20 protein-coding genes and 1 pseudogene are annotated in these 26812 nt (G+C 74.1%); 8 read left to right on the top strand and 13 right to left on the bottom strand.

All coding sequences use genetic code 11. The features are described 5' to 3' along the window. Positions 1–240 precede the first annotated feature (240 nt). Genes ACW14Y_RS04675 through ACW14Y_RS04665 form a run of 3 tightly spaced genes read left to right on the top strand, consistent with a single transcriptional unit; the run spans position 241 to position 3550 of the window. A complete protein-coding gene (locus ACW14Y_RS04675) occupies positions 241–675 on the top strand; it encodes a hypothetical protein (RefSeq protein WP_380385672.1) in 435 nt (144 codons plus the stop codon). Continuing rightward, complete coding sequence (locus tag ACW14Y_RS04670; protein ID WP_456985965.1) at positions 672–2651, top strand: GMC family oxidoreductase; 1980 nt, start codon at positions 672–674, stop codon at positions 2649–2651. Before ACW14Y_RS04675 ends, ACW14Y_RS04670 begins: the two co-directional genes overlap by 4 nt. Continuing rightward, positions 2648–3550 carry a hypothetical protein gene (locus tag ACW14Y_RS04665; RefSeq protein ID WP_456985964.1) on the top strand — a complete coding sequence of 301 codons (903 nt, stop codon included), beginning with the start codon at positions 2648–2650 and terminating at the stop codon, positions 3548–3550. The genes ACW14Y_RS04670 and ACW14Y_RS04665 overlap by 4 nt, the downstream gene beginning before the upstream one ends. A 61-nt stretch (positions 3551–3611) precedes the next feature. Here the strand turns inward: ACW14Y_RS04665 and ACW14Y_RS04660 are convergent, their stop codons facing one another. The 8 genes and pseudogenes from ACW14Y_RS04660 to ACW14Y_RS04625 form a co-directional block, all read right to left on the bottom strand. Continuing rightward, positions 3612–4628: a C40 family peptidase gene (locus ACW14Y_RS04660; RefSeq protein WP_456985963.1), complete on the bottom strand. Its 1017-nt coding sequence runs from the start codon at positions 4626–4628 to the stop codon at positions 3612–3614. Between the two features lie 232 nt (positions 4629–4860). Next, complete coding sequence (locus tag ACW14Y_RS04655; RefSeq protein WP_456985962.1) at positions 4861–9075, bottom strand: nSTAND1 domain-containing NTPase; 4215 nt, start codon at positions 9073–9075, stop codon at positions 4861–4863. A 777-nt stretch (positions 9076–9852) separates the two neighbouring features. Continuing rightward, positions 9853–10935, bottom strand: a pseudogene (locus ACW14Y_RS04650) (bile acid:sodium symporter family protein); the annotation flags it as partial. Next, positions 10932–11270: a hypothetical protein gene (locus tag ACW14Y_RS04645; protein WP_402724833.1), complete on the bottom strand. Its 339-nt coding sequence runs from the start codon at positions 11268–11270 to the stop codon at positions 10932–10934. The gene ACW14Y_RS04645 and the pseudogene ACW14Y_RS04650, both read right to left, overlap by 4 nt. Next, positions 11267–12157, bottom strand: coding sequence for an isocitrate lyase/PEP mutase family protein (locus ACW14Y_RS04640; protein WP_456985961.1), 891 nt, complete (start codon positions 12155–12157; stop codon positions 11267–11269). The genes ACW14Y_RS04645 and ACW14Y_RS04640 overlap by 4 nt, the downstream gene beginning before the upstream one ends. Before the next feature lie 170 nt (positions 12158–12327). After that, positions 12328–13377, bottom strand: coding sequence for an acyltransferase domain-containing protein (locus ACW14Y_RS04635; protein WP_456985960.1), 1050 nt, complete (start codon positions 13375–13377; stop codon positions 12328–12330). Positions 13378–13492: 115 nt separating this feature from the next. Further along, positions 13493–14419, bottom strand: coding sequence for a class I SAM-dependent methyltransferase (locus tag ACW14Y_RS04630; RefSeq protein ID WP_380385694.1), 927 nt, complete (start codon positions 14417–14419; stop codon positions 13493–13495). 167 nt (positions 14420–14586) lie between these two features. Next, positions 14587–15129, bottom strand: coding sequence for a PadR family transcriptional regulator (locus ACW14Y_RS04625; RefSeq protein ID WP_456985959.1), 543 nt, complete (start codon positions 15127–15129; stop codon positions 14587–14589). A gap of 200 nt (positions 15130–15329) precedes the next feature. Between ACW14Y_RS04625 and ACW14Y_RS04620 the strand changes: the two genes are divergently transcribed. The 3 genes from ACW14Y_RS04620 to ACW14Y_RS04610 all read left to right on the top strand — a co-directional run bounded on the left by ACW14Y_RS04620 (position 15330) and on the right by ACW14Y_RS04610 (position 18597). Further along, positions 15330–16757, top strand: a complete 1428-nt coding sequence (locus ACW14Y_RS04620) for an MATE family efflux transporter (protein WP_456985958.1) — start codon at positions 15330–15332, stop codon at positions 16755–16757. Positions 16758–16913: 156 nt separating this feature from the next. Then, on the top strand, positions 16914–17801 hold the full coding sequence (locus ACW14Y_RS04615; protein WP_456985957.1) for an alpha/beta fold hydrolase: 888 nt from the start codon (positions 16914–16916) through the stop codon (positions 17799–17801). 271 nt (positions 17802–18072) lie between these two features. Continuing rightward, positions 18073–18597: a hypothetical protein gene (locus tag ACW14Y_RS04610; protein ID WP_380299134.1), complete on the top strand. Its 525-nt coding sequence runs from the start codon at positions 18073–18075 to the stop codon at positions 18595–18597. Between the two features lie 131 nt (positions 18598–18728). Here ACW14Y_RS04610 and ACW14Y_RS04605 read toward each other — a convergent pair whose 3' ends face one another. The 5 genes from ACW14Y_RS04605 to ACW14Y_RS04585 all read right to left on the bottom strand — a co-directional run bounded on the left by ACW14Y_RS04605 (position 18729) and on the right by ACW14Y_RS04585 (position 23439). Then, entirely contained in the window at positions 18729–20123 is a 1395-nt protein-coding gene (locus tag ACW14Y_RS04605; RefSeq protein ID WP_456985956.1) for an MFS transporter, read from the bottom strand. Further along, positions 20120–20764 (bottom strand): TetR/AcrR family transcriptional regulator, encoded by a 645-nt coding sequence (locus ACW14Y_RS04600; protein WP_456985955.1) that lies wholly within the window; start codon positions 20762–20764, stop codon positions 20120–20122. The genes ACW14Y_RS04605 and ACW14Y_RS04600 overlap by 4 nt, the downstream gene beginning before the upstream one ends. A gap of 321 nt (positions 20765–21085) precedes the next feature. Continuing rightward, positions 21086–22480, bottom strand: a complete 1395-nt coding sequence (locus ACW14Y_RS04595; RefSeq protein ID WP_456985954.1) for a cation:proton antiporter — start codon at positions 22478–22480, stop codon at positions 21086–21088. Positions 22481–22487: 7 nt separating this feature from the next. Next, positions 22488–22973, bottom strand: coding sequence for a cation:proton antiporter regulatory subunit (locus ACW14Y_RS04590; protein WP_327064113.1), 486 nt, complete (start codon positions 22971–22973; stop codon positions 22488–22490). 286 nt (positions 22974–23259) lie between these two features. Continuing rightward, positions 23260–23439: an antitoxin gene (locus tag ACW14Y_RS04585; RefSeq protein ID WP_380299129.1), complete on the bottom strand. Its 180-nt coding sequence runs from the start codon at positions 23437–23439 to the stop codon at positions 23260–23262. Between the two features lie 229 nt (positions 23440–23668). On the opposite strand from ACW14Y_RS04585, the gene ACW14Y_RS04580 reads away from it, so the two are divergent. After that, the gene (locus ACW14Y_RS04580; protein ID WP_380299240.1) at positions 23669–25174 is read left to right on the top strand and encodes a M28 family metallopeptidase; all 1506 of its coding nucleotides are present in this window, start codon (positions 23669–23671) and stop codon (positions 25172–25174) included. Between the two features lie 185 nt (positions 25175–25359). Beyond that, positions 25360–26775: a dihydrolipoyl dehydrogenase gene (gene lpdA / locus ACW14Y_RS04575; protein ID WP_380299127.1), complete on the top strand. Its 1416-nt coding sequence runs from the start codon at positions 25360–25362 to the stop codon at positions 26773–26775. The last annotated feature ends 37 nt before the right edge of the window (positions 26776–26812 follow it).

Below are 26812 nucleotides of genomic sequence, written 5' to 3'. Positions count from 1 at the left end.
ACGGGGCAGCATCGGTTCCGGGACGATCGGAGCTTGCCCGATCGTCCGTCGGATGCGGAGCGTTCTCTCGGCTGTCATGTCCGGGACGTGAAGCGACGCGATCCGACGCGACGTGAAGCGACGCGATCCGACGCGACGTGACGCGCCACGAGACGACAAGACACGACACGACGTGACACGACACGACGCGCCACGACGTGACGCGATGTGATGCGACCTGCTCACCATGGGGGTGCCGGCTTGCCAGGGTTCGACGACCACCAACACCGCCTCTCCGGCCCGCTCGCCGAGGGCCTCGACCCTGGGACCGAGGACGAGGAGCCGGACCGCGCGGCGTACGGCTTCCCCACGTCGGGCGACCTCCTGGAGCTGACCGACTTCGCCGACTTCCTCCGCTTCTCCGCCGAACTCACCGGCTTCGACGAGAGCGAGCTGCGCGACACCGGCATGGCCCACGAGCACCACCGCACCCTGCTCGCCCACCGGGTCCGCGACGAGCACGCCCTGGTCCACCTCTGGTACGTCGGCGCCTGGCCGGACGAGCCGCCCGCCTCGCCCCGGGCCCACGACCGCGGCCTGATGTGGCGCACCTTCCACGGCGCCGCCCCCGGCAGCACCGCCCCCGGCCACGGCAGCTGGGCCGAGGCCCCGCGGGACGGCGGGGCCGGCCGATGACACCGGACGCAGGCCGACAGCAGGACGGGCCGGGACCGGACACCCGGCGGCAGTGGGACGTGATCGTGGTCGGCGCGGGCTTCGCCGGTTCGCTGGTGGCCCACCGCCTGGGCGGCCACGGCCACCGCGTCCTCGTCCTGGAAGCGGGCCACGACGCCCCCGACGCCGCCGCGATCGCCACCGCGTACCTGGCGGCCGGCGGCGGCACGCCCACCTCGCCCTACCCCCGCAGCGCCGACGCCCCGTCCCCGGACGTCGGCGACCTCACCGGCCTGCCCGGCGGCGGGTTCACGGCCACCGGACACCTCCGCCAGCACGGCCCGCTGCCCTACGCGAGCGGCTACCTGCGGGCCAACGGCGGCACCGGCCTGCTCTGGACCGGCCTCACCCCGCGCATGCACCCCGAGGACTTCCGCACCGCCGACCTCGGCCACGGCCGCAACTGGCCCATCGGCTACCAGGACCTCGAACCGTACTACCGGCAGGCCGAACACGAACTCGGCGTCGCCGCCGACGCCGATCAGCAGCGCCACGCCGTCGGACTGCCCATCCCCGCCGACTACGACTTCCCGATGCGCGCGATCCCCGCCACCCACCTGGACCGGACCCTCGCCCGCGCCCTCGACGGCCGGAGCGTCCGCGACCCGGCCGCCGAGGAGGACGCCCGACTCGCCGTCAGCACCACCCCGCACGCCCGCAACGGCCGGCCCACCCGACCGGAGCTCCGGACCGGACCCCAGCACCCGTCCGGAACGCGGCACCCGGCCGGACCCCAGCACCCGTCCGGAGCTGAGCACCCGGCCGGGCCGCTCTGCCAGGGCGCGGCGTCCTGCGTCCCGGCCTGCCCCAGTGGTGCCAAGTACACCCCGCTGCGCACCCAGGCCCGCTGGGCGCCCGGCGTCCGGCTGCGCACCGGTGCCGTGGCGAGCCGGGTACTGGTCGACGGCACAGGCCGCGCCACCGGCGTCGAGTACCACGCGGACGGCGCCACCCACCGCGTCCACGCCGATCTGGTCGTCCTCGCCGCCCACGCGATCGAGAACGCCCGGCTGCTGCTGCTCTCCGGCCTCGCCAACCGCAGCGACCAGGTGGGCCGCAATCTGATGGACCACCCGGCCCTGCTCACCTGGGGCCTGCTGCCGGAGCCGACCGGACCCTACCGGGGGCCGGGCTCCACCAGCGGGCTGGAGGCGTTCCGCTTCGGCGGGGCCCGGGCCCGGCGGGCGCCGTTCCGGATCGAGATCGGCAACTGGGGCTGGTCCTGGGCCGGTCGCCCGCCCCAGGTCGAGACCGGGGCCATGCTGCGCACCGGGCTGCGCGGCAAGGAACTGCGCGAACGCCTCGGCGACCGGCTCGGCCGTCAGTTCTCGCTCCAGTTCGAACTGGAGCAGCCGGCCGACCCGGCCAACCGGGTCACCCTCGACCACAGCTCACCGGACCCTCTCGGGCTGCCGCGACCGGCCCTCCACTACGACCTCTCCGGATACGTCCGGCAGGGCATGGCCTCCGCCCGGGCCGTCTCCGACCAAGTGTTCGCCCTGCTCGGCGCCGAGGACCACACCCGCTACGAGGCCGGCCCCGGCTGGCCCGGGCGGCTCGAACACGAGGGCCGGCCCTACGGCTACCGGGGCGCCGGCCACGGCGGCGGCACCCACATCATGGGCGACGCGCCGGGCACCTCCGTGGTCGACCAGTGGCAGCGTTGCTGGGACCACCCCAACCTCTACGCCGTCGGCTGCGGCTCGATGCCCTCGCTCGGCACCTCCAACCCCTCGCTCACCATGGCCGCCCTCGCCCTGCGCAGCGCCGACCGCGCCCACCACGACCTGACGGCGCTGCGCGGCCCGGCGGTGCTCACCGCGCCACGTCCGCCGCTGCCCGTCCCCTCCGCCTCTGCGGTTACCTCCTCTGCGGTTTCCTCCGTGTCCTCCTCCGTGCCCGTGTCCGCACCGACCCCCTCCAGGGAGCCCTCATGACCGGTCTGCCACTGCCACCCGTGCCGGAGCCGTACTACCTCCCCTTCCACTACGGCGCTCTGCACAACATCGGCGTGGACTACCTGGTCGACCCCGGACCGGTCCAGGAACTGCTCGCCGAACGTCACCCGGCCCTGGCCGCCGCCGACTTCGGCGGCCGGGCCTGCGTCTCGCTCAACTACCAGCTGTACTTCGCCCAGTACCCGACCGGCGGCGGGATCACCGAGGAGGTGGAGATCAACGTCATCGCCCACCCCCGGTCCGCCGCCGACCGACTGCCGGCCGTCGACTACGGCCAGTACGCCCGGGGCCACGACCAGACCAGGCTGCTCGGCATCGCCCGCCTCCATGTGCTCTGCGACAACCCGCTCGCCATCGACGCGGGCACCCGGCTCTACGCCGAGCCCAAGCACCCCGGCTGGTTCACCGCCGTCCTGCCCTCCCTGAACGCGGCCGCCGTGCACGACCGTTGGTCGGTCGCCTGCCACCGGGCCACGCTCGGCCCGGACGGGCTGCGCCGGCACGAGGAGGAACTGTTCGCCGTCGAGGCGGACCTGGCCGGCCTCGACAGCGAACCGGTCGTCAACACCCCCGTCACCGGGTACGGCACCGACGAGGAGGGCCGACTGCTGGCGGGCCCGCTCACCGTCCACCAGCCCTACCGCTTCCACCCGTTGGACGCCCGCACCGCCGACCGGGTCCGCCTCACCCTCGGCGAGCGCGGCCCGGGCCGGCCCGGTTCGGGCGCAGGCGGTTCGGGCGAGGGCGGTCCGGGTGGGCCCGCGCGCGCCGCCGTCGCCGACCTCGCCCGCCTGGTCGGCGACGCACCCGCGGCCGGCGCCTGGACCTACCAGTCCGCACCGGTGGCCGCCCACCACCGCCCCTACTACATCCCCTGACCCCGGCAGCCCCAGCAGACTGTGGCAGGACGGCGGGGGCGGCCCTCGGTACGAGGCCCGGTCAGGAGCGCGAGACTGTCCGGGGCTTGCACTCCGGGACGTCGGTGAGCCAGGCCGGTCCCTGGATGTAGATGTTGCTGATCCAGCCCGGGTAGTCCGGCAGGTAGGACCAGGCGTCGTTGGTGTAGCCCTCGGCGGTGACCGACTGGGCGTGCAGCTGGCAGGAGACCCGGACCGTGGTCGGCCCCGGCAGGACGGCCACCGGGGTGCCGGCGGTCGAGGGCGCCGGCCGCACGTTCACCCCCGAACTCCACGTCCGATGCGTCGTCGTACCGCCGGGAGGCGTCCCCGGGTCACCCGGGGCGAAGCGCAGCGCGCCCGCGTAGTCCGCCATGGTGTGGCTGGCGAGTTCGGACACCATGAGGTGGGTGTCCGACTCCCGGGCCTCGACGATCTTGCCGGCGCCGAGGTAGATCGCCACGTGGTGGACCCAGGAACGGCCCCAGAAGACGAGGTCGCCGGGGAGCAGCGCGGCGGTGTCGGTGCCGAGCCGCTGACCGGGCAGGCCGAAGATCTCGGCCGCGTCCTTCTGCCCGACGACGTCCTGGCCGACGGCTTGCGACCAGGCCCAGCGGACGAGTCCGGAGCAGTCGAAGCCGATCCGGTACGGATCGTTCCGGGAGCGCTCGGGGTCGCTCGGGTCGACCGAGCCGTAGGTCGCGCCGGGGGCCGGGCCGTGCCCGCCGCCCCAGGTGTACCAGGTGCCGGCGGCGACCTGGGTGCAGGCCGCCGTGATGGCCCGGCCTGCGGCGTCGGAGCCCGGGGCACCCTGCGCGGCGCAGTCGGCGGCGACGGCGGTCGGGCCCGGTGCCGAGGGAGTCGCAGGTGCCGCAGGAGCTGCGGGACTTGCGGGAGCTGCGGGACCTGCCGGCGTGCCCGCTGCCGACGGGGCCGCGGGTGCCGACGCTGTCGCAGGGGAGGCCGCGGCGGGGGGCGACAGGGCCGTCGTGGTCAGGAATCCGGCCAGCAGGGCGAGTACTACGCCGGCCAGGGTGGTGCTGGAATGTTTCGCGCGCACGGATGCCTCTTCTCGTCCTGCTGCGTGCCTGCCGGGCGCCCGCTGGATGCCGGCCGCGTTCCGGCTGCGTGGACAGATGCCGGGGCGCGCGGCGGACGGTGCGCGCCGTGAGGGTGGTCCGAGCCTGGCAAGCCGGCCCGGACGGCGTCCAGCGGGTCGCCGTCGCCCATCGCGGCGGGAAACGGGAAACGCCGTCGGGAAACCGCCGTTGAGCTGCCGGAACCGCGCCCGATCAGCCCGTCCCGCCGTCGCACCCCCTGCGGTACGGCTGCCCCGGGAGCAGTCGCGACCAGCGCTCCGGGTCGACCGGGCCGAGCAGCCCGCAGATGGCCGACGCCCGCTCCCCGGTGTCCTGCCGCCACAGCCGGACCGTGCCGTCGCTGCCGCCACTGGCCACCGATTGCCCGTCGGGGCTGAAGGCCACCGACCAGACGGCGTTGCCGAGACCGGTCAGCGTCGCCCTCGCCGCGCCCGTCGGGGCCTCCCAGACGCGGACGGTGCCGTCGTTGCCACCGCTGGCCAGGGTGTGGCCGTCGGGGGAGAAGGCGACCGCCCGCACCGCGCCCGTGTGACCCGTGAAGGTGCCGAGCGGGCCCGGTGCGGCCGGGTCCCAGATGCGGACGGTGCTGTCGTTCCCGCCGCTGGCCAGGGTGCGGCCGTCGGGGGAGAAGGCGACCGCCCGCACCGCGCCCGTGTGACCGCCCAGGGTGGCGGTCGGCCGCCGGTCGGCGATGTCCCACAGCCGCACCGTCAGGTCGTCGCTGCCGGTGGCGAGAGTGCGGCCGTCCGGGGCGAAGGCCACGGTGTTGACGAAGTCCTCGTGCCCGAGCAGGACCCACTCGGCGTTCCCCTCGACGCTCCACAGCCGGGCGGTGCGGTCCTCGCCGGCCGAGGCGAGCAGCCGGCCGTCGGGGCTGAACGCCACCGCGAACACCGAGCCCACGTGGCCGGTGAACCGCGCCCGTTCGCGCAGGGCGGCGAGGTCCCAGAGCCGGACGGTGCCGTCCGACCCCGCCGAGGCGAGCAGTCGCCCGTCCGGACTGAAGGCGACGCCGAGGACCTGGCTCTCGTGCCCGGTCAGCACGGCCTTCTCACGCCGGGTCGCGACGTCCCAGAGCCGGACCGAGCGGTCGGCGCCGGCGGTGGCGACCGTGCGCCCGTCCGGGCTGAACACCGCGCGCGAGATCTCCGCGAAGGGATGCGGGGTGAGTGCGGCCGCACCCAGGTTCCACAGCACGGCGGACTGGTCGAAGCCGGCGGTCGCCAGCAGGCTGCCGTCCGGGCTGGCGGCGACGCCCTGGACGTAGTCGGTGTGCCCGCCGAGGGTGGCCGTGACCCGGCGCCCGGCGACGTCCCAGAGCCGGACCGCGCCGTCGCCGCTGGCGCTCACCAGGGTGGCGCCGTTGTCCGCGAAGGTCACCGCGTTGACGTCGTCGTTGTGGCCGGTGAGGGTCGCGGTGGTGGTGCCGCTGGCGGTGTCCCACAGTCGCACCGTGCGGTCGGAGCTCCCGGTGGCGAGGGTGCGCCCGTCCGGGGTGAGGGCGAGGCCGAGGACCTGGCCGCGGTGGCCGGTGAGGACCGCGGTGGTGGCGCCGGTGCCGATGTCCCACAGTCGCACCGACTGGTCGGCGCCGGCCGTGGCGACGGTGTGGCCGTCCGGTGCGGTGACGACGGCCAGGACCTCGCCGTCGTGCCCGGTCATGGTCAGGAGAAGACGGGCATCGGGCGGCGGCTCCTCCCAGGCGGCGGTGGGCTCGGCGACCGGTCGGGAAGCGGTCGGTCCTGACGCGGTCGGTCCTGAGGCGGTCGGTCCTGAGGTGGTCGGTCCTGAGGCGGTGGTGGGTCCGGACAGTGGTGTCAGCGCGGACGAGGTCCGGAGTGCGGACGGGGTGGGCAGTGCGGACGGGGTGGGCGGTGCGGTGGCGGTGCGGTCGGCGGTGGGCGCGTCCCAGCCGACGGTGGACCAGACCCGGACGGTCCGGTCGGCGCCGCCGGAGACGACCGTCCGGCCGTCCGGGGTGAAGGCGACCGAGCGGACCGGCCCGACGTGACCGCGCAGGACGACCGGCGGCCGGCGCTGTTCGACGTCCCAGAGCCGGACCGTGCCGTCCGACCCCGCCGAGGCGAGCAGCCGCCCGTCCGGGCTGAAGGTGACCGTCCGGACGGCGCTGTTGTGCCCGGTCAGGGTCGCGGCCGGCCGACGGTCCGGCAGGCTCCACAGCCGCACCGTCTCGTCGTTGCTCGCGGTCGCCAGCAGGCGGCCGTCGGGACTGATCGAGCAGCTGTTCACCGGCCCCGTGTGCCCCAGCAGCCGGCCCGCGAACGGCTGCGCCTGGGTACTGAGCAGGGCGCCCCGGGCCTCGGGTGTCGGTGCGACGCGGAAGGCCCGTTCGGCGAGGAGCATCGAGGCCTCCGGGCGGCCGGCGGCGAGCCTGGCGGACTCGGCGGCCAGCGCCAGCGAGGTCGCGGTCCGGCCCCGGTCGAGCGCGGCGGTCCGCTGTTGCTGCGCGAACACCCCGGCGGTGAGCGCCAGTGCCAGCAACCCGGCCAGTGTGACCATGAGTTGACGCTCCCGGCGGGCCTGTCTCCGGGCGCTGTCCCGGCGCTGCTGCTCCTGCTCGTCGCTCGCCCGCAGGAACGCGTTCTGCGAAGCGGTCAGCCCGGCCCGGTGGAGCGGGTCCCGGGCCCACTGGCGGGCGGCGTCGAGTCTGCTGCCCCGGTAGAGGACGGCCGGGTCCCGCCGTTCGCGCTCCCACTCGGCGGCGGCCTCGGTGAGCTGGCGGCGGACCAGCAGCCCGGCGCGGTCGGTGTGCACCCAGTGGCGCAGCCTCGGCCACGCGCGCAGCAGTGCCTCATGGGTGATGGCGACGGTGTCGCGGTCCACGGTCAGCAGGCGGGCCCGGACGAAGGCGTCCAGCACCGGTGCGGCCTCGTTCCGGTCGTCGGTGCCGGTGCCGGTGCCGGGCGGGGCGGGGCGGTCCTGGGCCGCTGCCGGACCCGGCAGCGGCGCCAGCAGCTCCGACCTGGGCACGGGTCGTCGGAACTCCTCACCCTCCGGCCCGACCTGCACCAGCCGGAGCAGCAGTTGACGGGCGAGTTCCCGGTCCGCCGGGCCGAACCGGGTGAAGACCCGCTCTGCGCTCTCGGCTACCGCGCCGTGGATGCCGCCGGTGCGCAGATAGCCGTCCACGGTGAGGGTGTTCGCCGTCCGCTGCTGCCAGGTGGCCAGGAGCGCGTGCGAGAGCAGCGGGAGGACGCCGGGGGCGCCGGCGAAGGCCTGCCCGGGGCCCGCCGCCCGGTTCGGACCGCCGCCTCGCCGTGCACCGGAGCCCTGCCGTGGATCGGAGCCGTGCTGTGGATCGGAGCCCTGCTGTGCACCGGAGCCGTACGCACCGGCGTTGTGACCGCTTCCGTCATGACCGCCGACATCGTCACTGCCGGTACCGTGCGTGCCGAGGTCGCGCAGCAGTACCTCGACCAGTCCCGGCTCCAGCCGCAGCCCGGCCTCGGCCGCTGGACAGGTGATCGACTCGCGCAGCTCGGCGGTGGTCATCGGACCGAGCGCGAACAGCCCCTGGCCGATCACCTGGACGAGTTCCGGGTGTTCGAGGCAACGCCCGCAGAAGTCCGCCCGCACCCCGAGCACCACGAGCGTGGCCGGGCGCGCCGTGGCGAGCGCGCAGAGCGAGCGGACGAAGGCCCGGCGCTCCTGCTCGTCGGTGCAGAGGGTGAAGGTCTCCTCGAACTGGTCCACGACCAGGGCCAGTCCGCTGCCCGCCCCGACCGACGGCTCCTGGTCGGTGTGGCGCAGCACGGTGCCCAGGACCGTCATCGGGTGCGCGGTCGGCGTGCAGACCATCACCCGCCGCTCCACCCCGTCCTCGGTGCGCAGCGCACCCGTACGCAACGCGGGCACCAGGCCGGCCATCAGCAGCGAGGACTTGCCCGCCCCCGAGGGCCCGACGACCGCCAGCGGCCCCTGACCGGCCCGCTCGGCCAGTCGGCGGAGCAGAGCGGAGATCGTGTCGGTGCGCCCGGCGAACCAGCGGGCCTGGTCCGGGCCGAAGGCAGCCAGTCCCGGATAGGGACAGGGACCGTCGTCCGGGCCAGGCGCCACCGTGGATTCCGCCCCGCCCTCGGACTCGGCCGCTGTCTCTGCTGCTGCCGCTGCTGCTGTTCCCGCCTCCGGCTCCACTGCCGCGCGGTCGCGGGCCGGTTCGAGCAGCCGCACCAGCGCGCCGTCGGCCCGGAGTACGTCGTCGCACCGCTGGGCGAGGTCCAGGGTGGCGGGTTTGCCGCCGTTCTCTATCTTGCTCAGATACCCCTTGCTGTAGTGGACCAGCCGTGACAACGCCGTGAGCGACAGCCCTCTTTCGTGTCGCAGTCGTCGTAGCTCCGCCCCGAATCCCGTTGGAGTCTGCGGCGCTTCGTCGGCCTCCTGCCTCATCCTGTCCCCCTTCAGGTTGACGCGCTCGCCTCATCCTCGCCGCAGGGCGGCCTGCGAGCGCCTGAAAGCGGAAAACTCCTCCATCCCTTGTCCATCACATCATTGACGATGCATCAGCTTTTGCCCGCCGATCCGCCCGTGCAGGTCGGCGAGGTTTCCCGGGCCGTTTCCCGTTTCCTGTCGACACGGGCAACGGTGTCTGCCTGGACGTGGCTCCGGCGGTGAGGCGAGTCTCGAAGTCGGCGCCGATGGGGAGTTCGGCCGGCTCCCGGGTCACCGGGACCGGGCATGTCCGGCCCCACCCGGACGCTCCCGCATCGGCGCTCCCATCGGGGATCATGAATCTGGAGGCACATCGTGAGCTCGACCAAGCGCGCCCTCAAGCGCGCCGTGACCGCTGCCGTCGCCCTCGCCGGCGCCGCGACCCTCGCCCTCACTCCGACCACGGCCGGCGCGACCACGACCGGGAACAACGACGGCGCCAGCGTCGGAGGTGTCCAGGGTCACCCGGCCGACCCCACCAACTGGGACTGTGCCGCCGGAAACGTCTGCCTCTACACCGGGACCGGCTGGCAGGGCACCCGCTTCGACCTCTTCTACTACCAGACCTACAGCCTGGCGAACTGGAACGGGGCCGGCTCCTGGTTCAACAACCAGACCGGTGGTGCCTTCATGAAGATCACCGACGCCAGCGGCCACACCATCCGCAGCAGCTACGCGGTGAGCAGGGAGGGCTCGTTCGACTTCAACCCCGCGTGGTACGTGACGCTCTGCCAGAGCGCCTGCTGACCCTGCGCCACCGCATCCGGGCCCCCGTCCGTCCGACGGGGGCCCGGATGCCCGGGACCACCGCCCGGCCAGGAGCGCGCCGGCCACCAACTGCAACTGGTGGTACATCATCAGCGGCAGTACCAGCAGACCCGCCCGGGGGCCGAACAGGACGGTGGCCATCGGCAGTCCGGCGGCCAGGCTCTTCTGGGAGCCGCAGAGCACCGCCGCGATTCCGGAGGCGCGATCCAGGCCCAGCGCCCGCGCGCCGAGCCGGGCGGCGGCGAGCGTGGCTGCCAGCAGGAGCAGCAGGACCGCCAGCAGTGCTAGCAGCGCGACCGGTGTGACAGCGGCCCACACGCCCTGCTCGACCGCGCCGCTGAACGCGGTGTACACGACCAGCAGGATCGATCCCCGGTCGACCGGGGCGAGTGTCCGGCGGTGGCGACCCAGGAAGCCGCCGATCCAGGGGCGCAGCAGCTGCCCCGCCACGAAGGGCGCGAGCAACTGGGCGCAGATCCGCAGCAGTCCGTCGGCCGAGAGGGCCGCGCCCGCCCCCAGCAGCCACGCCGCGAGGAGCGGCGTCAGCAGCAGACCCGCCAGGCTGGAGTAGGTGCCGGCGCAGATCGCGGCCGGGACGTTCCCCCGGGCGATGCCGGTCAGGGCCACCGAGGACTGGACGGTGGACGGCACCAGGCAGAGGAACAGCACGCCGGTCCGCAGCGGCCCGGTGCCCGCGAGCGGGGTCAGCGCCGTCACGGCGAGGCCGAGTACGGGGAACAGGACGAAGGTGCAGGCCAGGACGAGGCCGTGCAGCCGTACGTGCCGCAGCCCGGCGAGCGTCTCCCGGGTGGACAGCCGCGCCCCGTACAGGAAGAAGAGCAGCCCCACCGCGAACTCGCAGGCCAGCTCGGCCCAGTGCGCCGCCCGTCCGGAGGCGGGGAGCAGCGCGGCCAGGGCCACCGCCCCGGCCAGCGCGGCCACGTAGGGGTCGAGCACCCGCCACCACGGCCGCCGCCGCTCGCCGCCGCCCGGCGGAGGGCGCGGCGCCTCCGGCGGGGGCGGCGGCCGGTGCTGACGGGCCGTGGTCATTCCTCGTCCTCCTCCGCTGCCGGGGGTGCGGCGGTGCTTCCGGTGAGGCCCAGCAGGCCGGGCACGAGAGAGGTCGAGCCGTCGTGGTCGCTGCCGGCGGACCCGTGCCCGAACAGGAGGTCGGCCGTCCGGTCGATCTCGACGATGGAGTCCGCCCCGGAGTTGTCGATCACGGTGAGGAGACTGCCCGCCCCGACGGCCACCCCCGGGACGGCGCAGCCGAGCAGGGCCCAGGCCGCCAGTGCCAGCCCCACGGCCAGCACCCGGTGGCGGCCCCGGCGCGAGAGCACCTCCGCCGGAGCCGGCCCGGCCGGACCGGGCACGCGGAGCGTCATACGCCCACCTCCTCGCGGGGCAGGACGCGGGCGATGTTGCGCTCCAGCAGCTCGGTCGACTCGCGGACGCCGACCGGCTGGCGGCCCCCGGCCTCGGCCGGCAGCCGACCGTCCGCGACCTTGAGGCCGGCGAGGGCCTCGTCCATCGCCCGGTGGGCGGCGAACAGGCACGGGGTGCTGTAGATGGCCACGTCCACCCCGAGCGTGCCCAGCTCCGAGAGCGACAGCCGGGGCGACTTGCCGCCGGCGATCTGGTTGAACAGCAGCGGCTTGTCGCCCACCACCCGGCGGATCCTCCGGATCCACCCCTCGCTGCGTACGCCGTCGACCAGCACCACGTCCGCGTCGGTGGCGGCGAGGGCCTCGGCCCGGCGCAGGATGTCGGCCTCCTCGGTGGCGTCCGTGCGGGCGACCACGACCAGATCGGTGCGGGCCGCGAGGACCTGGTCCAGCTTCTCCAGGTACTCGTCGAGGGGGAGGACCTGCTTGCCGTCGGCGTGGCCGCAGCGGCGCGGCCGCTTCTGGTCCTCCAGGATGACGCCCGAGGCGCCGATCCGCTCCAGCCGCCGCACCACATGGCAGGCCACCTCGGGGTCGACGTAGCCGTCGTCGATGTCGACCAGCAGGTGGTGCCGGGGGAAGGCGCCGCGCAGCCGCTCGACGAAGGCGACCATGTCCGGCCAGGCGATGAAGCCGATGTCGGGCAGTCCGTAGTAGGAGGCCGCGAAGCCGAAGCCGGAGACGAACATGCCGTCGTAGTGCTCGGCCGCGATCGAGGCGGAGTACATGTCGTAGACACCGATGAGCGGGGCCGTCCCCGGGGCGGCGATCCGCTCGCGCAGCCGCTGCCCGTAGCCGTCGTGAAGGTTCTCGTGACGCAACGCCATCTCCTCGCCTGCCGGGGATCCGTGCGCGACATGCACGGAACTTTGCCTAAAGTTGGCCATCCCTATGGCGAACTGAGGCATCATCACTATGCGCTTTTTAATGTTCCGTGGGCAAATCTTTAATGGATGTTCCCTCGTTGGAGTGAGTCCGATCTGATTTATCGGAATGCTCATTCCAGCGACAGCCGGCCGCCGCGTACGTACCAGTGGCCGCCCGCCCGCAGATGGTCGACCAGGGCGCGCTGCAGGACGGTGTCGCGGGGGAGGGACTCCAACGGCCGGTCGATGTCGCCGAAGACGAACTTCAGCGGATTGCTGTCCTCGGGCCCCGACGGCCGGTCCGACCCGTCCGTCCGGTCCGACCGCTCCAGCGGGGAGAACCGCCGCTGGAACCGGACGATGTTCGACTCGGCCGGCAGGCGGTCGGCGAGCTGCGGATCGAGCAGCCAGGAGAAGATGTGGCAGCCCCGGTACGGCTCCCCGGGGAAGTACCGGGGGAAGAACACCCGGGCCCGGTCCAGCGCGCGGTCGCAGGCCGCCGGGGAGAGCGGCCCGCAGTGGTCGGGGATGTGCAGCTGCAGGCTCCACTCCTCGGCGCCCCCGGCCCGGGCCGCCGGGGCGTCGGCGCCGGTGGGCCGGGTGCGCTGGAACTGGAGGCGGCCGAGCTGGAACAGCTCGCCCCGGAAGTGCAGCGTCAGCCAGCGCGCGTTGCCCAGTCCGGTGCGACCGCGCCACCGGCTGACCGCGAGCTGTCGCCCGAGGTCGGCCAGTGTCGACCGGGTCACCTCCGCCGGGATGCCGAGCGCCCGGTGGTGGGCCCGGGCGAGCGGGGCCAGTGCGACGAACAGCAGGGTGGCGAGGCCCTCGCCGCCGGCCGTCCCGGCGGCCCAGTCGCGGTCCAGCCCGGCCGGCCGCCCGAGCGTTCCCACGGCCTCGGCCTGCGTGCGCAGCATGTCCTCGAAGAACGTCCGCAGGCCCCGGTCGCGGTCCAGCCGGGCCCGGGCCGCCAGCAGGCCGTTCACCTCCTCGAACGGCACCGCGAGGCCCAGCAGCGCCTCGACCAGGTCCTCGTCCGACGGGAGCTGCGGGAGCTGCGGGCTGGGTGGGCCCTGCGGGCTCTGCGGGCTCTGCGGGCCCCGCGAAAGCCGGACGGACCGAGCGGGTGCGGCGGGCTCGGGGGCGAGCGGCGGCTGCGGCGAATCGGGTGTTCTCGACGGCACTTCGGAGCCCTCCACGGGTGCGGCGCCCGGCCCGCCCGGTCGGCGGACCCGACCGGGCGACCCTATCGGCGGCCCCGCCGGTGGCCCGGCGCGCCCGCCGCGCCCGCCGCCTCCGCTACGCCCCCGGCCTGCGCCGCGTCCGCAGCGCGCCCAGGGCCCGCCGGACCGACCGGGTGGCGACCGGCGGCAGCAGGTCGAGCAGCAGCCGACGCGCGCCCGAGCGCCGGGCCGCCGGACGGACCACGGTGTTGAGCCGCAGTACCGACGCGTCGGCGATGGTGTCCTCGTCCACCGTGAACCCCTCCGCCCGCCAGTCGCGCGCCAGCAGTGCCCGCCGGACCGGCTCCGGATCGCCCCACGTCCCGTAGAACTTCATCGGCGTCAGCAGCACCGGCCGCAGCCCGCCGGTGAACACCGCCTGCCAGACCGCCGCCGACACACCGGGCGTGTGCTCCGAGCGGTAGTCGTCCAGCACGACCAGGCCCTCCCCGGACAGCGCCCGCCGCGCCACCTCGATGTCCCCGGCCACGTGCTCGTAGAGGTGGGAGGCGTCGATGTGGACGAAGCGGCAGCTGCCGTCCGGGACCCGGCCGTCGGCCAGCACCGAGGTCGGTGCCTGCACGATGGTCGGCAGCTCCGGATGGAACGCCAGGTAGTTCGCCTCGAAGCCGCTCCTGGTGAGCGAGGCCCGGTAGGACATCGTCATCTCGGCGGCGTTGTCGGCGTCGCCCGCCTCCGAGTCGAACAGGTCGCAGACCGTGAGGTGCTCGCCCGGCCGCAGGTGGTCGCCGAGCAGGACGGCGCTGCGCCCCAGGTAGCTGCCGAGTTCGAGGATGTCGCCGGTGGTGCCGGCCGCGCTCTGGGCGGTGAGGAGGTGCCCGAAGGCCTCCTGGTCCAGGCGGAAGAACCAGCCGGGGATGTCCTCCCGGCGCGCGGCGGGGCGCGGTGCGCCCGGTCCGGGGCCGGTCGCGGACCGGTCGGCGCCGGCGGCGGTCGCGGTGGGCGCGGTGTCCGCGGCGGCGGCGATGTCGGCACTGGGCACGGGGGTCTCCCTCGGGTGCGGACGGCGCGGGTCGGGATCGGCCCGTGACCTGGCCACTCGCGGCGGCGCCGGGATTCCGGACGGCCCGGCCGCGGGGGTGGCGGTCATCATAGTCACCCGTCACGGCGTCGGGAGCCCCTCGGGAGGCAAGGTGTCCGGCGGTCCGGTCAGGCGTTCGGAACCTCGCGTTCCAGTTCGGCGATCGTCTCGGTCAGCCAGGCCCGCTCCGCCGCGCCGGAGGCCCGGGCGACCAGCAGGATGCCGCGCCGGAACGGGTTGGGTTCCCGCTCTGCGGTGACCGGGAGCCCGTCGGCGTCGTAGAAGAAGCTGCTCGGCGCCTCCAGGAAGGCGAGCCGCCGTCCGAGGACGGTGGCCTGCCGGGCCGGGTCGGCCAGGCGGTCCAGGAAGGTGGCGACGGTGAAGAAGCGGATCTGGTCGGAGATCTCGACCTCGGTGGGCTCGGCCAGCCGCCGTTCCAGCTCGGCGCGCCCCTCGGCGGTCAGCTCCAGGACCTGCCGGGGGGCGGCCCCGGTGCCGGGCTCGGTGCGCCGCAGCAGCAGTCCGGCCTTCTCCAGTCGGGTGATCGCGGGGTAGAGCGCGCCGTCGCTGACCGGGCGGACGTGCCCGGTCAGGCCGGTGATCAGGGCCTTCAACTGGTAGCCGTGCAGCGGCTCGTCGTGCAGGAAGCCGAGGATCGCGAGCGTCAGCACGGTCGGGGGTCCTCCGTCGTCGTGGCGTTCCGGCGGCGCGGCGCGTCGCCGTTGCGGTGGTCGCGGATGCGGTGGTGCGCGGGTGTGACGGCGTCACGATATCTCTTGCCGAGGTGCATCGATTCGATGTATCTCTATTCGAGGTAATCGAGGTGTCGAAGTCGTCGGCACCGAGGGCCGACGGGGACAGCGGAGGACGCATGCGGGGGCATCTGCCACGGCTCGTGGCACTGGCGGGACCGGTCTACGGGGAACTGCTCTCGGGGGTGGTCGCCTCGGTCGTCGGCGCCTACTGGGTGGCCGGGCTGGGCGCACCGGCGGTGGCCGCCGTCACCCTGGCCGGCACCGTGGAGAACCTGCTGCTCGGCCTGGTCCTGGTGGTCGCGTCCGGCACCACCGTGCGGCTCGCGCACGCCCACGGCGCCGGCGACCGGGCCGGGGCCGGTCGGGTCGCCCGGGCGGCGTGGCGGCTCTGCGCGCTCGGCAGCCTCCTGATCGCCGTCCCCGGCTTCCTGGCCCGGGACCGGATCGCCGGCGCCTTCCTGGACGGCGAGGCCGCCGCGCTCGCCGCCGACTGGTTCACCGTGGCCTTCCCGGCCTTCGCGCTGTTCTTCGCCCAGCGGATCGCCGACGAGCTGTTCAAGGGCGTCGGCGACACCCGGACGCCGCTGCGGACGGCCCTGCTCGGCAATGCCCTGCTGCTCGTCCTGGACCCGCTGCTGATCCTCGGGCCCGGCCCGTTCCCGGCGCTCGGCGTGACCGGCGCGGCGCTGGCGCTGACCGCCTCCCGGGCGGTCGCCCTCGCTGTCACCGCCCTGCTCCGCCGCCGACGTCGGCCGCCGGCCCCGGCGGACGGGCCGCCCGCGGAGGGGCTGCTCGCGGACGGGCCGCCCGCGGAGGGGCTGCTCGCGGAGGGGCGCGCGATCACCGCGACCGGCGCGCCGTTCGGCCTGGACTTCACCGCGCGGATGGGTGTCGGGACGGTCCAGCTCGGCCTGGTCGCGGCCTTCGGCGTGCCGGCGGTGGCCGGGTACGGGGTGGGCTACCGGGTCCTGCTGATCGTCACCATGGCCTTCTACGCCGTCCGGCAGGCCGCCGCCATCGAGGCCGCCCGACTGACCGGTGCGGCCCGGCGGGCCGGCGTCGACCCCGCCGCCGCCGTGCGCTCCCTCGCCCGCGACACCGCCGGGCTGGCCGGGGCGCTCGGCGCGGGTGCGGCCCTGCTCTGCGCGGCGGCCGCGCGACCGGTGGCCGCGCTGTTCACCGACGACCCGGCGGTGGCCGGCGAGGCCGTCGGCTTCCTCCGGATGGCGGGCCTCTACCTGCTGCCCTACGCGCTGGTGGTCGCCCTCGGCGGCGTGCACCAGGCGGCCGGCGCAGGCCGACGGCCGGTGGTCGCGGTGCTGTTCGGCCTCACCGCCCAGCTCGCCTCCGGCGCGGCCCTGTCGGGTCCGTTCGGGGTCCGCGGCCTCTGGGCCGGCATGACGATCGGCGCCCTGGTCCAACTCGCGCTGCTCCTGCTCCCGCTGCCCCGCCGCCGGGCCGGGGCCACCGGGGACGGACCGCTCCGGAACGGGCCTGAGGAGGCGTCAGAAATTCGGTTGATCGAGCGGAACGCGTCTGCTTGAGCTGCGTACGATCGATTTCCGGGACCGGAGCGTGCGCCGTCCTTGAGCTGCGAGGGACGGAGGTTGAGGGACGGAGGTTGTGGATCACGTGGCTGGGGTGCACGGCCCGACGACCGACCTTGGCGGAGCATCGGCGACGCCGGTAGCCTCCCGGTGGTGACCCTGACGGAGACGCAAGGCCTCGTACCGACGACCGACGGGGCGCAACTGCACTGGCAGGCCCTGGGGGACACGACTCGGCGGCCGGCCGTGGTCCTGCTCCACGGTGGTCCCGGGCTGCCGGACTATCTGGACGACGTCGCCCCGATGGTCGCGGACCTCGCGCCCGTGTACCGCTACGACCAGCGCGGCACGGGGCGGTCCCCGTGGCAGGGGCAGCACTCCCTCGCCCGGCACGTCGAGGATCTCGCCGAACTCCTCGACGCGTGGGAGCTGTCCGGGGCTGTGCTGATCGGGCACTCCTACGGCGCCGGTCTGGCGAGCCGGTTCTGTCTGCGGCACTCCGACCGGGTGCGCGCCGTGCTGTTGATGTGCGGGCCGTTCGTCGGTGACTGGCGGACCGGGGAGCGAGCGGAGCGCGGCCGCCGGATGTCCGCGGCCCAGCGGCAACGGCTCCATGAGCTGGAGGAGTTGTCGCAGCGCACGGAGGAGCAGGAGGTCGAGCTGCTCACCCTGGCCTGGTTCGCCGACCACGCCGATCCCGAACGCGGGTGGCGCTGGGCGGCCGAGGGCGCCCGGCGGCGTCGACCGGTCAACTGGTCCATGAACGCCGAACTCGGCGCGGAAGGACGCGCCGATCCGCTCGACGGCCACCTCGCCGAACTGCGCGCACGCCTGCCCGCCCGGGCGGAGCTCCTCGGTGGGGTCGACGATCCCCGTCCGATGTCGGCACTGGAATCGCTGGCGCTCCGGCTGGCTCTTCCGCTGACCCGGATCGAGGACGCGGGGCACGAGCCCTGGCTGGAACAGCCCGACATGGTGCGCGCGCACCTGCGCCGGTTCGTGCGGGACGCCGTCGGTGCCGGCCCGGAGTCGGTCCAATAGTTGATCTTGGGGCGGGTCGAGGTGAGCCGATGGACGCGGCGTGGGTGCGGACAGGGCCCCGGTAGTCGTAGGTGGCCGGCGGGTTGCTGGGGCGGTCGCACTGCTCGCTCCGGACGGGCGCCGGCCCGGGGGAGGGCGCTGCCCTCTCACCCGATGGAGTAACCACGAACCACCAGGCCGCGCGGTGGCCCGGAACCCCGCAGACGATGGGCACCAGGCACGGCCGCACGGCTGCGCCTGAATTCTCCACCCTGTCGGAAGGAAAGCGGAAGTGACTCGTACGAGAGCTCGCCGCATCAGGACCGGGCGCCTGGCCCTGGTGGCCGGAGCGGCCTTCATGGCCGTGCTGGTGCCCGCGACGACGGCCCAGGCGGCCCTGCCGTCGAATTCCGACCTGGAAGTGGTTCGGCTCGACCCGGACCCGGCTACGCCGGGCGGTTCGACAACGGTGCACGGCTTCGTCGCCAACGGAGGCCCCCAGAAGACCGCGAACAGCTTCACCGTCAGCGTCCGCCTTCCGCGCGGCGTCACACCCGAGGAGCCCTACTTCCCCGAGGACTGCCAGGCGACGCAGGGCCTGCTCGGCGTCTGGACCGTCCGGTGCGTCTTCCCGGCGGGCCTCAATGTGGACGACAGCGCCACCGCCCTCGTCCCGGTCAGGGTCTCCGAGGATGCTCCGCTCGGGAATCTGACCGGCGGACGGGTCAGCGTCAGCAGCATCGACGACATCCTCCACCTCGGCAACAACTCCACGCCGTTCGTCATGAAGATCGTCGAAACAGGTCGGCAGGGCTGAAGTCCGGGCCCGGCGGCGAACCCCGCGAGCGCCCCCTGCTCACCGGCACCGCCGGGGAGCAGGGGGCGTCGGCCTCGCGCCGAGCACCGTGGCCGCGGTCCGCGCGGCGCGGCCACGCCGGGCTTCAGCACTCAGTGTCCTGGAGCGTCGGCTGCGGGGGCGGTGGGCCTATGGGCAGTCGGCAGGCGGGTGGCGAGGAGGGTGCCGGTGGCGGCCGCGGCGGCCAGGGCGAGCACGGCCGGGGTGAGGGCTTCGGCCGGTGGGCGGCCGGCGGCGAGGGTGGTCGCGGTGGCCACGCCGAGGGCGGGCCCGATGTTCATCGTGGTCTGCTGGAGCCCGCCCACGACCCCCGCGGCCCCGAGCGGCGCGGCGCGGACGACCGCCGTCGTCGCGGTGGCCATCACCGCCCCGAAGCCGGTGCCCAGCAGCAGGAACGCCGCGGTCGTCACGAGGGCCGAGGTGTCCGGGCCGAAGCCCGAGGCCAGGAGGGTGCCCAGGGTGAGCGAGGACATCCCCGCCACCACCGTCCGACGCGGACCGTGACGTCGGCTCAGGGCCGCCGAGACGGGCGCGGCCACCACCATCGCCAGCGCGAGCGGCAGTGCCCGGAACGCACAGGCGAGCGGGTCGAGCGCGAGCACGTCCTGGAGGAAGTAGGTGACGAGGAAGAGCGTGCCGAACAGGGCCGCCGAGGCGGTGAGCAGGACGCCCAGCGCGGGGGCCACCGTCGGGGCCCGGAGGACGGCCGGCGGCAGAAGCGGGCGCGGGGTCCGCCGTTCGTGGCGGAGGAAGGCGGTGCCGAGTGCCGTCGCGGCCGCCAGTCCGAGCCAGACGGTCGGGGACGGGCCGTGCTCGGGCACCTCGGCGAGGGTGAACACCAGAGCGGCCAGCGCGCCGCCCAGCAGTCCGGCGCCCGGCAGGTCCAGCCCGGAACCCGGCGCGGAGACGGAGGCGGCCTCGGTCTCCGCCGGCAGCCGGACCAGCAGCGCCGCGACCCCGGCGACCGCGGCGGGGGCGACCGTCAGGAAGAAGACCGACCGCCAGCCCAGTTGGGCGGTCAGGGCGCCGCCGACCAGGGGACCGGCGGCGGCCGAGAGCCCGATCGCGCTGGTGCGCCAGGCGATCGGCCGGGCCAGCAGTTCGGCCGGGTAGACGGCCCGCAGCAGTCCGAGGGTGGCGGGCTGGAGCAGCGCGCCCGCCACGCCCTGGAGGACGCGCAGGCCGATCACCCAGCCGATGCCGGGGGCGAGGCCGAGGCACGCCGAGGCGGCGCCGAAACCGATCGCGCCGATCGCGAACACCCGGCGGTGGCCGAACCGGTCGCCGAGCCGGCCGGCGAACACCAGCAGGGCGGCCACGGTGACCAGATAGGCGGTGCTGGTCCACTGCACGGCGGCCAGGGAGGTGTCCAGGTCGCGGCGGAGGCTGGGTTGGGCGACGGTGAGCACCGTGCCGTCGAGGGCGACGACCGAGGCGCCGAGGACGCTGCCGACGAGGGTGAGGCGCCGGGTGCGGGCGGGCGTCACCCGGTCTCCCGGCCGAGGTGGGCGTCGAGGGTGGCGCGGAGGAGGGGTTCGACGCTGTCGCCGCCGGTGGCGAGGCGGAGACTGCCCCAGGCGCGGAGCTGGGCGAGACCGTGCAGATTGGCCCAGAGCGCCGCCGCCACCACGGTCGGCGGCGGCCCGTCCTCGTCTCGCTCCCCGGCGGGCGGCCGGATCGCGGCGACCAGGCGGGTGACGGCCTCGAAGAGGGGGAGCGAGGTGCGGCGCAGCTCCGCGCCGCTGCCCTCCAGGACGTCGTGGCGGAACATCAGCTCGAACATGCCGGGCTGTTCGGCCGCGAAGGCGAGGTAGCCGTGGGCGAGTTCGTCGAGCCGGTGCCGGGCCGCTGCGGCGGAAGCGGAAGCGGAAGCGGAAGCGGAAACGGAAACGGGGGGTGGTGCGTCGAGGCCCAGCGCGGTGGCCAGCTCGCCGAAGCCGTGTCCGGCGATGGCGGCGAGCAGTTCGGCATGGGTGGCGAAGTACCTGCGCGGGGCGCCGTGCGAGACCCCGGCCTGGCGGGCGATCTCGCGCAGGGTGAGGGCGTGGACGCCCTCCAGCGCGAGCAGTTCGACCCCGGCCGCGACCAGGCGGGCGCGCAGGCCGACGGACTTGTCCTGTTCGGTCATGGGGATGTGTCTATCAAGATCGAGTAGACACTGTCTACTCGCGCTCCCGTCCGGCCCGGGGGCACAATCGCCGCATGGACGAGGGCGGCGAGTCGGCCTGCTGGCTGGACCGGGTGTGCGAGGACTGCGGACGCGTGCGCGAGCGGTCGGGCCCCGGCCCCTGCGAGAACTGCGGCAGCGGCGCGGAGGGCGCTGACAACGCGCACAGCGCGGACGGGACGAGCCGGACGACCCGGACGAAGGAGCCGGGCAACGAAAACCCCCGGGCGGATCACCGAAGGTGAGCCGCCCGGGGGCGGGGGAATCAGGTGCGTCCCCGGTTCAGCGCGACAGCCCGTCCAGCGCCTGATCGGGTCCGGGATCCAGTACGTCCTCGGCGTCCGGCGAGTCCTCCACCGGCTCCACCCCCGCACCTTGCACGGGCAGCACCACCTCGGCGGCCGGGCCGGAAGCGACCCCGGAAGCGACCACGGCCGCAGCCCCGGTCGCAGCCCCGGCCGCGACTCCCGCCGCAGCCCCGCCCGCCCGTGCCTCCGGCACCCAGGCGCCCCGCCGCCGTGCGAACACCGCGCCCAGCCGCTCCACGGCGGGCTGGGTGTACCGCGCGGCCAGCGGCCCGGTGACCACCAGGATCAGCACGTACGCCGTGGCCAGCGGCCCGAGCCCGGGCTCGATGCCGGCCGTCACGGCCAGCCCGGCGATGACGATCGAGAACTCGCCCCGGGACACCAGCGCCCCGCCGGCCCGCCACCGTCCACGGGTGGCGATCCCCGCCCGCCGGGCCGCCCAGTAGCCGGTCGCGACCTTGGTGACGGCGGTGACGGCGGCCAGCAGCAGCGCCGGCAGCAGCACCGGCGGGATGCTGGTCGGATCGGTGCTGAGGCCGAAGAACACGAAGAACACCGCCGCGAAGAGGTCCCGCAGCGGGCTCAGCAGGGTGTGCGCGCCCTCGGCGGCCTCGCCGGAGAGCGCGATGCCGACCAGGAACGCGCCGACCGCCGCCGACACCTGGAGCTGCTGCGCGATGCCGGCGACCAGCAGCGTCAGCCCCAGCACCACCAGCAGCAGCTTCTCCGGGTCGTCGTGCGAGACGAAGCGGGAGATCAGCCGGCCGTAGCGGAGCGCGACGAACAGCACCGCCCCCGCCGTGGCGAGCGCGATGGCGAGGGTGATCGAGCCGGCGACGAGGCCGGCCCCGGCCAGCAGGGCGGTGAGGATCGGCAGGTAGACCGCCATCGCGAGGTCCTCCAGCACCAGGATGCTGAGGATCACCGGGGTCTCCCGGTTGCCCAGCCGTCCGAGGTCGCCGAGCACCTTGGCGATGACGCCCGACGAGGAGATCCAGGTGACCCCGGCCAGCACCACGGCCGCCACCGGGCCCCAGCCGAGCAGCAGCGCGGCGAGCGCGCCGGGTATCGCGTTGAGCAGGAAGTCGACCGCGCCGGCCGGGTACTGGGCCTTGAGATTGGTGACCAGGTCGGCGGCGGTGTACTCCAGGCCCAGCATCAGCAGCAGCAGGACGACGCCGATCTCGGCGCCGGTCGCCACGAACTCCTCGCTGGCGCTCAGCGGTAGCAGCCCGCCGGTGCCGAAGGCGAGGCCGCCGAGCAGGTAGAGCGGGATCGGCGAGAAGCCGTACCGGCCGGCGATCCGGCCGAGCAGACCGAGGACGAGGATGACCGAGCCGAGCTCGATGAAGACGGTGGCGGTGTGCACCCCCCGATCACCCCCGCTCCAGGATCGCCGCCGCCGCGTCCACACCCTCGCGGGTGCCGATCACGATGAGCGTGTCCCCGCCGGCCAGCCGGAAGTCCGGTGCGGGCGAGGGGACGGCGCCGGTGCGTCGCAGCACGGCGACGATGGAGGCGCCGGTCTCGGTGCGCATCCGGGTCTCGCCGAGCAGCCGCCCGTTCCAGTACGAGGTGCCGTCGACCGGGAGCCGTTCGGCGACCAGGCCGAGGTCGGTGGTGTGCAGCATGGCCGGGTTGTGGTGGGCCGGCGTCAGGGCGTCGACCAGGGCGGCGGACTCCTCCGCCGTCAGCCGGAACGCCTGCGAGCAGGCGTCGGGGTCGTCCGAGCGGTAGACGTTGAGGCTGCGTGAGCCGTCGCGGTGGGCGATCACCGACAGGTGCCGCTGTTCTCGGGTGGTGAGGTCGTACTGGACGCCGACACCGGGCAGCGGAGTGGTTCGGACACGGGCGATCGACACGGCGGCAGTCCTCTCGTCAGGGGGAGTTCCCTCGGTGGTGCGCGGACACGGACGCGGACGTCGGCACGGACGTCGACACGGGCGCGCCGGGGCAGGGGGAACTCCGGCGCCTGACCGCGTACGGAACGCGAACGCGCAACCGGATCAATAGTAATGAGTATGTAAAGTCCGAAAATGCGACCAGGCCCGTACGGGCGCCGAAAGGCGCGCGCACGGGCCCGAAACGGACCGGGTGACTGCGTGACGGTCCGAGGATCTGGAGCTCGGGGGGTCCGAGGCGATGGGCCTACTGCGGCGGCCGGTCGTCCCGCAGCTGGTCCTTGATCTTGTCCTGCGCCATGTCGACCTGGCCGCTGTACTTGCCCTGCGTCCGGTCGTCGACCATGTCGCCGGCCTTGTCCACGCCCCTCTCGGCCTGGTCCTCATGGCCCTTGAGCAGGCCCTTGAGCTTATCCATCATGGACATCTGGTCACACTCCCGGAAGAGACGGCCCCACCTCCTCCAGCATCGCCGCAGACCGGGGTGTCCGCATCCGGTCAGCTTTCGCGCCGGGGTTGGCAAGACGTCCCGGAGCATGTCAAATCGGGAGACCCACAGACCGTCGGAAGGACTCACGTTGAACGCTCGGACCGGTCGGCCGGCCATCGCACCCCGCTCCAAGGCCGCCTCCACCCGCCGGGCGGCGGGCGCCGCGCTGGCGGTCGCGGCGCTGGTGACCCCGCTGCTGCTGGTCGGCACCGGCAGCGCCGCCGCCGAGACGGACCCGGTCCGCAACGGCGCGAAGCTGGCGGCCCGGCTGATCGCGGGCAGTGACGCCGACGACGCCTTCGGGACCCTGGAGGCGTTCCAGCGGTTCGCCGACCGCAACGGCGGCACCCGGGTGGCCGGTGCCCGGGGCCACGAGCAGTCCGCCCAGTACGTCTACGACCAGGCCCGCCGGGCCGGGCTGAAGGTCTCCAAGCAGGAGTTCGAGTACACCTTCTTCCAGGCCCTCTCCGAGAAGTTCGCGGTCGTCTCCCCGCAGGCCGAGACGGTGCCGCTGAAGGCCATGACCTACTCCCTCAGCGGCCCGGCGGGCGGCATCACCGCCCCGCTCGCGGTCGTCCCGGTGGACGACACCACCGGCTGCGAGGCGTCCGACTACGCGGCCGGCGCCTTTACCGGCAAGGTCGCGCTGATCAAGCGCGGCGGTTGCAGCTTCGCGATCAAGCAGGCGGCCGCGGCGGCCGCGGGCGCCGCCGCCGCCGTCGTGTACAACAACACCGACGCCGAGCTCAGCGGCACCCTGGTGGAGCCGGACGCCGGGCGGCTCCCGGTCGGCAGCACCAGCAAGGCGGCCGGTGAGGCCCTCGCCGCCAAGGCCGCCGCCGGGCCGGTCACCGTCAGCCTGGACCTGCGCACCTTCATGGAGAAGCGCAAGACCTGGAACGTGCTGGCCGAGACCCCGGGCGGGGACCCGAACAACGTCGTCATGGTCGGCTCCCACCTCGACTCGGTGGTCGAGGGCCCCGGCATCAACGACAACGGCTCCGGTTCGGCCGGCATCCTGGAGGTCGCGAAGAACCTCGGCACCAAGCCGGTCAAGAACAAGGTGCGGTTCGCCTGGTGGTCCGCCGAGGAGTTCGGCCTCAAGGGCTCCGAGGCGTACGTGAACTCGCTCTCCGAGGCGGAGAAGAAGAAGATCCGGCTCTACCTCAACTTCGACATGATCGCCTCGCCCAACTCGGCCCAGTTCGTCTACGACGGCGACGACTCCGACCACGTCGGCTCGGGCCCCGGCCCGGCGGGCTCCGCCCAGATCGAGCGCCTGATCACGGACTTCTTCGACGACTGGAGCGTCCCGCACGAGGGCACCGACTTCACCGGCCGCTCCGACTACGGACCGTTCATCGAGGCGGGCATCCCGGCGGGCGGCACCGACACCGGCGCCGAGGTGATCAAGACCGCCGAGCAGGCGGCCAGGTACGGCGGCACCGCCGGGGTCGCGTTCGACAAGTGCTACCACAAGGCCTGCGACGACCTGGACAACCTGGACCTCGCCGCCTTCGACCTCAACATCGACGCCATCGCCAACGCCGTCGGCCGCTACGCCTGGGACCTCTCCTCGCTGACCGCGCCCGTCGCGCCGAAGCAGACCGACGGCCAGGTGGGCAGCGGCGGCGGCCTCCAGGAGAGCCACGCCCACGAGGTCGCGTCCTGACCCCGGCCTGACCCCGGCCCCACCAGGCCTTGTCCCGCCTCGGGCCCCGCCCCCACGTTCCTGGGGGCGGGGCCCGAGGCGTGTCGGTGCCGGGCGATCGGGGGTCCGCCGGGTGCGCGGAGCGGTGGCCTGACACCATGGACGGCGAGAGCACGACACCGTGACACCCTCGGAGGATCAGCACCATGAGCAGCAGTACGCACTACGACGTCGTCGTTCTCGGGGCCGGTCCCGGTGGGTACACCGCGGCCGTCCGCTCCGCCCAGCTCGGTCTGAAGACCGCCGTCGTGGAGTCGAAGTACTGGGGCGGGGTCTGCCTGAACGTCGGCTGCATCCCCTCCAAGGCCCTGCTGCGCAACGCGGAACTCGCGCACATCTTCACCAAGGAGGCCAAGACCTTCGGCATCAAGGTCGAGGGAACGGTCACCTTCGACTACAGCGAGGCGTTCAAGCGCAGCCGCACCGTCGCCGACGGCCGCGTCAAGGGCGTCCACTACCTGATGAAGAAGAACGGCATCACGGAGTACGACGGCCGCGGCACCTTCGTCGACGACCACACCCTCCAGGTCGCCCTGAACGGCGGCGGCTTCGAGGTCGTCACCTTCGACCACTGCGTCATCGCCGCCGGTGCCAGCACCCGCCTGCTGCCGGGCACCAGCCTGAGCGACCGGGTGGTGACCTACGAGGAGCAGATCCTCACCGAGGACCTGCCGGGCAGCATCGTCATCGCGGGTGCCGGCGCGATCGGCGTCGAGTTCGCCTACGTGCTGCACAACTACGGTGTGCAGGTCACCATCGTGGAGTTCCTCGACCGGATGGTGCCGCTGGAGGACGCGGACGTCTCCGCCGAGCTGGCCAAGCAGTACCGCAAGCTCGGGATCCAGGTGCTCACCTCGACCCGGGTGGACTCGATCGACGACAAGGACCCGGCCGCCAAGGTCAAGGTCACCGTCACCGCCAAGGACGGGCAGCAGCAGGTCCTGGAGGCGGACAAGGTCCTCCAGGCGATCGGCTTCGCGCCGCGCGTCCACGGCTACGGCCTGGAGAACACCGGCGTCAGGCTCACCGAGCGGGGTGCGATCGCGGTCGACGGCCGGGGCCGCACCAACGTCCCGCACATCTTCGCCATCGGTGACGTCACCGCCAAGCTGATGCTGGCGCACGCCGCCGAGTCGATGGCCGTCATCGCGGCCGAGACCATCGCCGACGTGGAGACCATGGAGCTGGACTTCGCGATGATCCCGCGCGCGACGTACTGCCAGCCGCAGATCGCGAGCTTCGGCTACACCGAGGCGCAGGCCCGCGAGCTCGGCCACGACGTCAAGGTCTCCAAGTTCCCGTTCACGGCCAACGGCAAGGCGCACGGCCTCGGCCACCCGATCGGCTTCGTCAAGGTCATCAGCGACGGCGCCCACGGCGAGCTGCTCGGCGCCCACCTGATCGGCCCCGAGGTCACCGAGCTGCTGCCGGAACTGACGCTGGCCCAGCAGTGGGACCTCACCGTGCACGAGGTGGCCCGCAATGTGCACGCGCACCCGACGCTGGGCGAGGCGGTCAAGGAGGCGATCCACGGGCTGGCCGGTCACATGATCAACATGTGATCAGCCCGTAGTGCGGCCGGGTCCGTCCGGCGGGGAT

The sequence above is a fragment of the Kitasatospora sp. cg17-2 genome, from assembly GCF_054031055.1.
The sequence above is the reverse complement of the archived record's forward strand: the minus strand, read 5'-3'. Positions and strand labels throughout refer to the sequence as shown.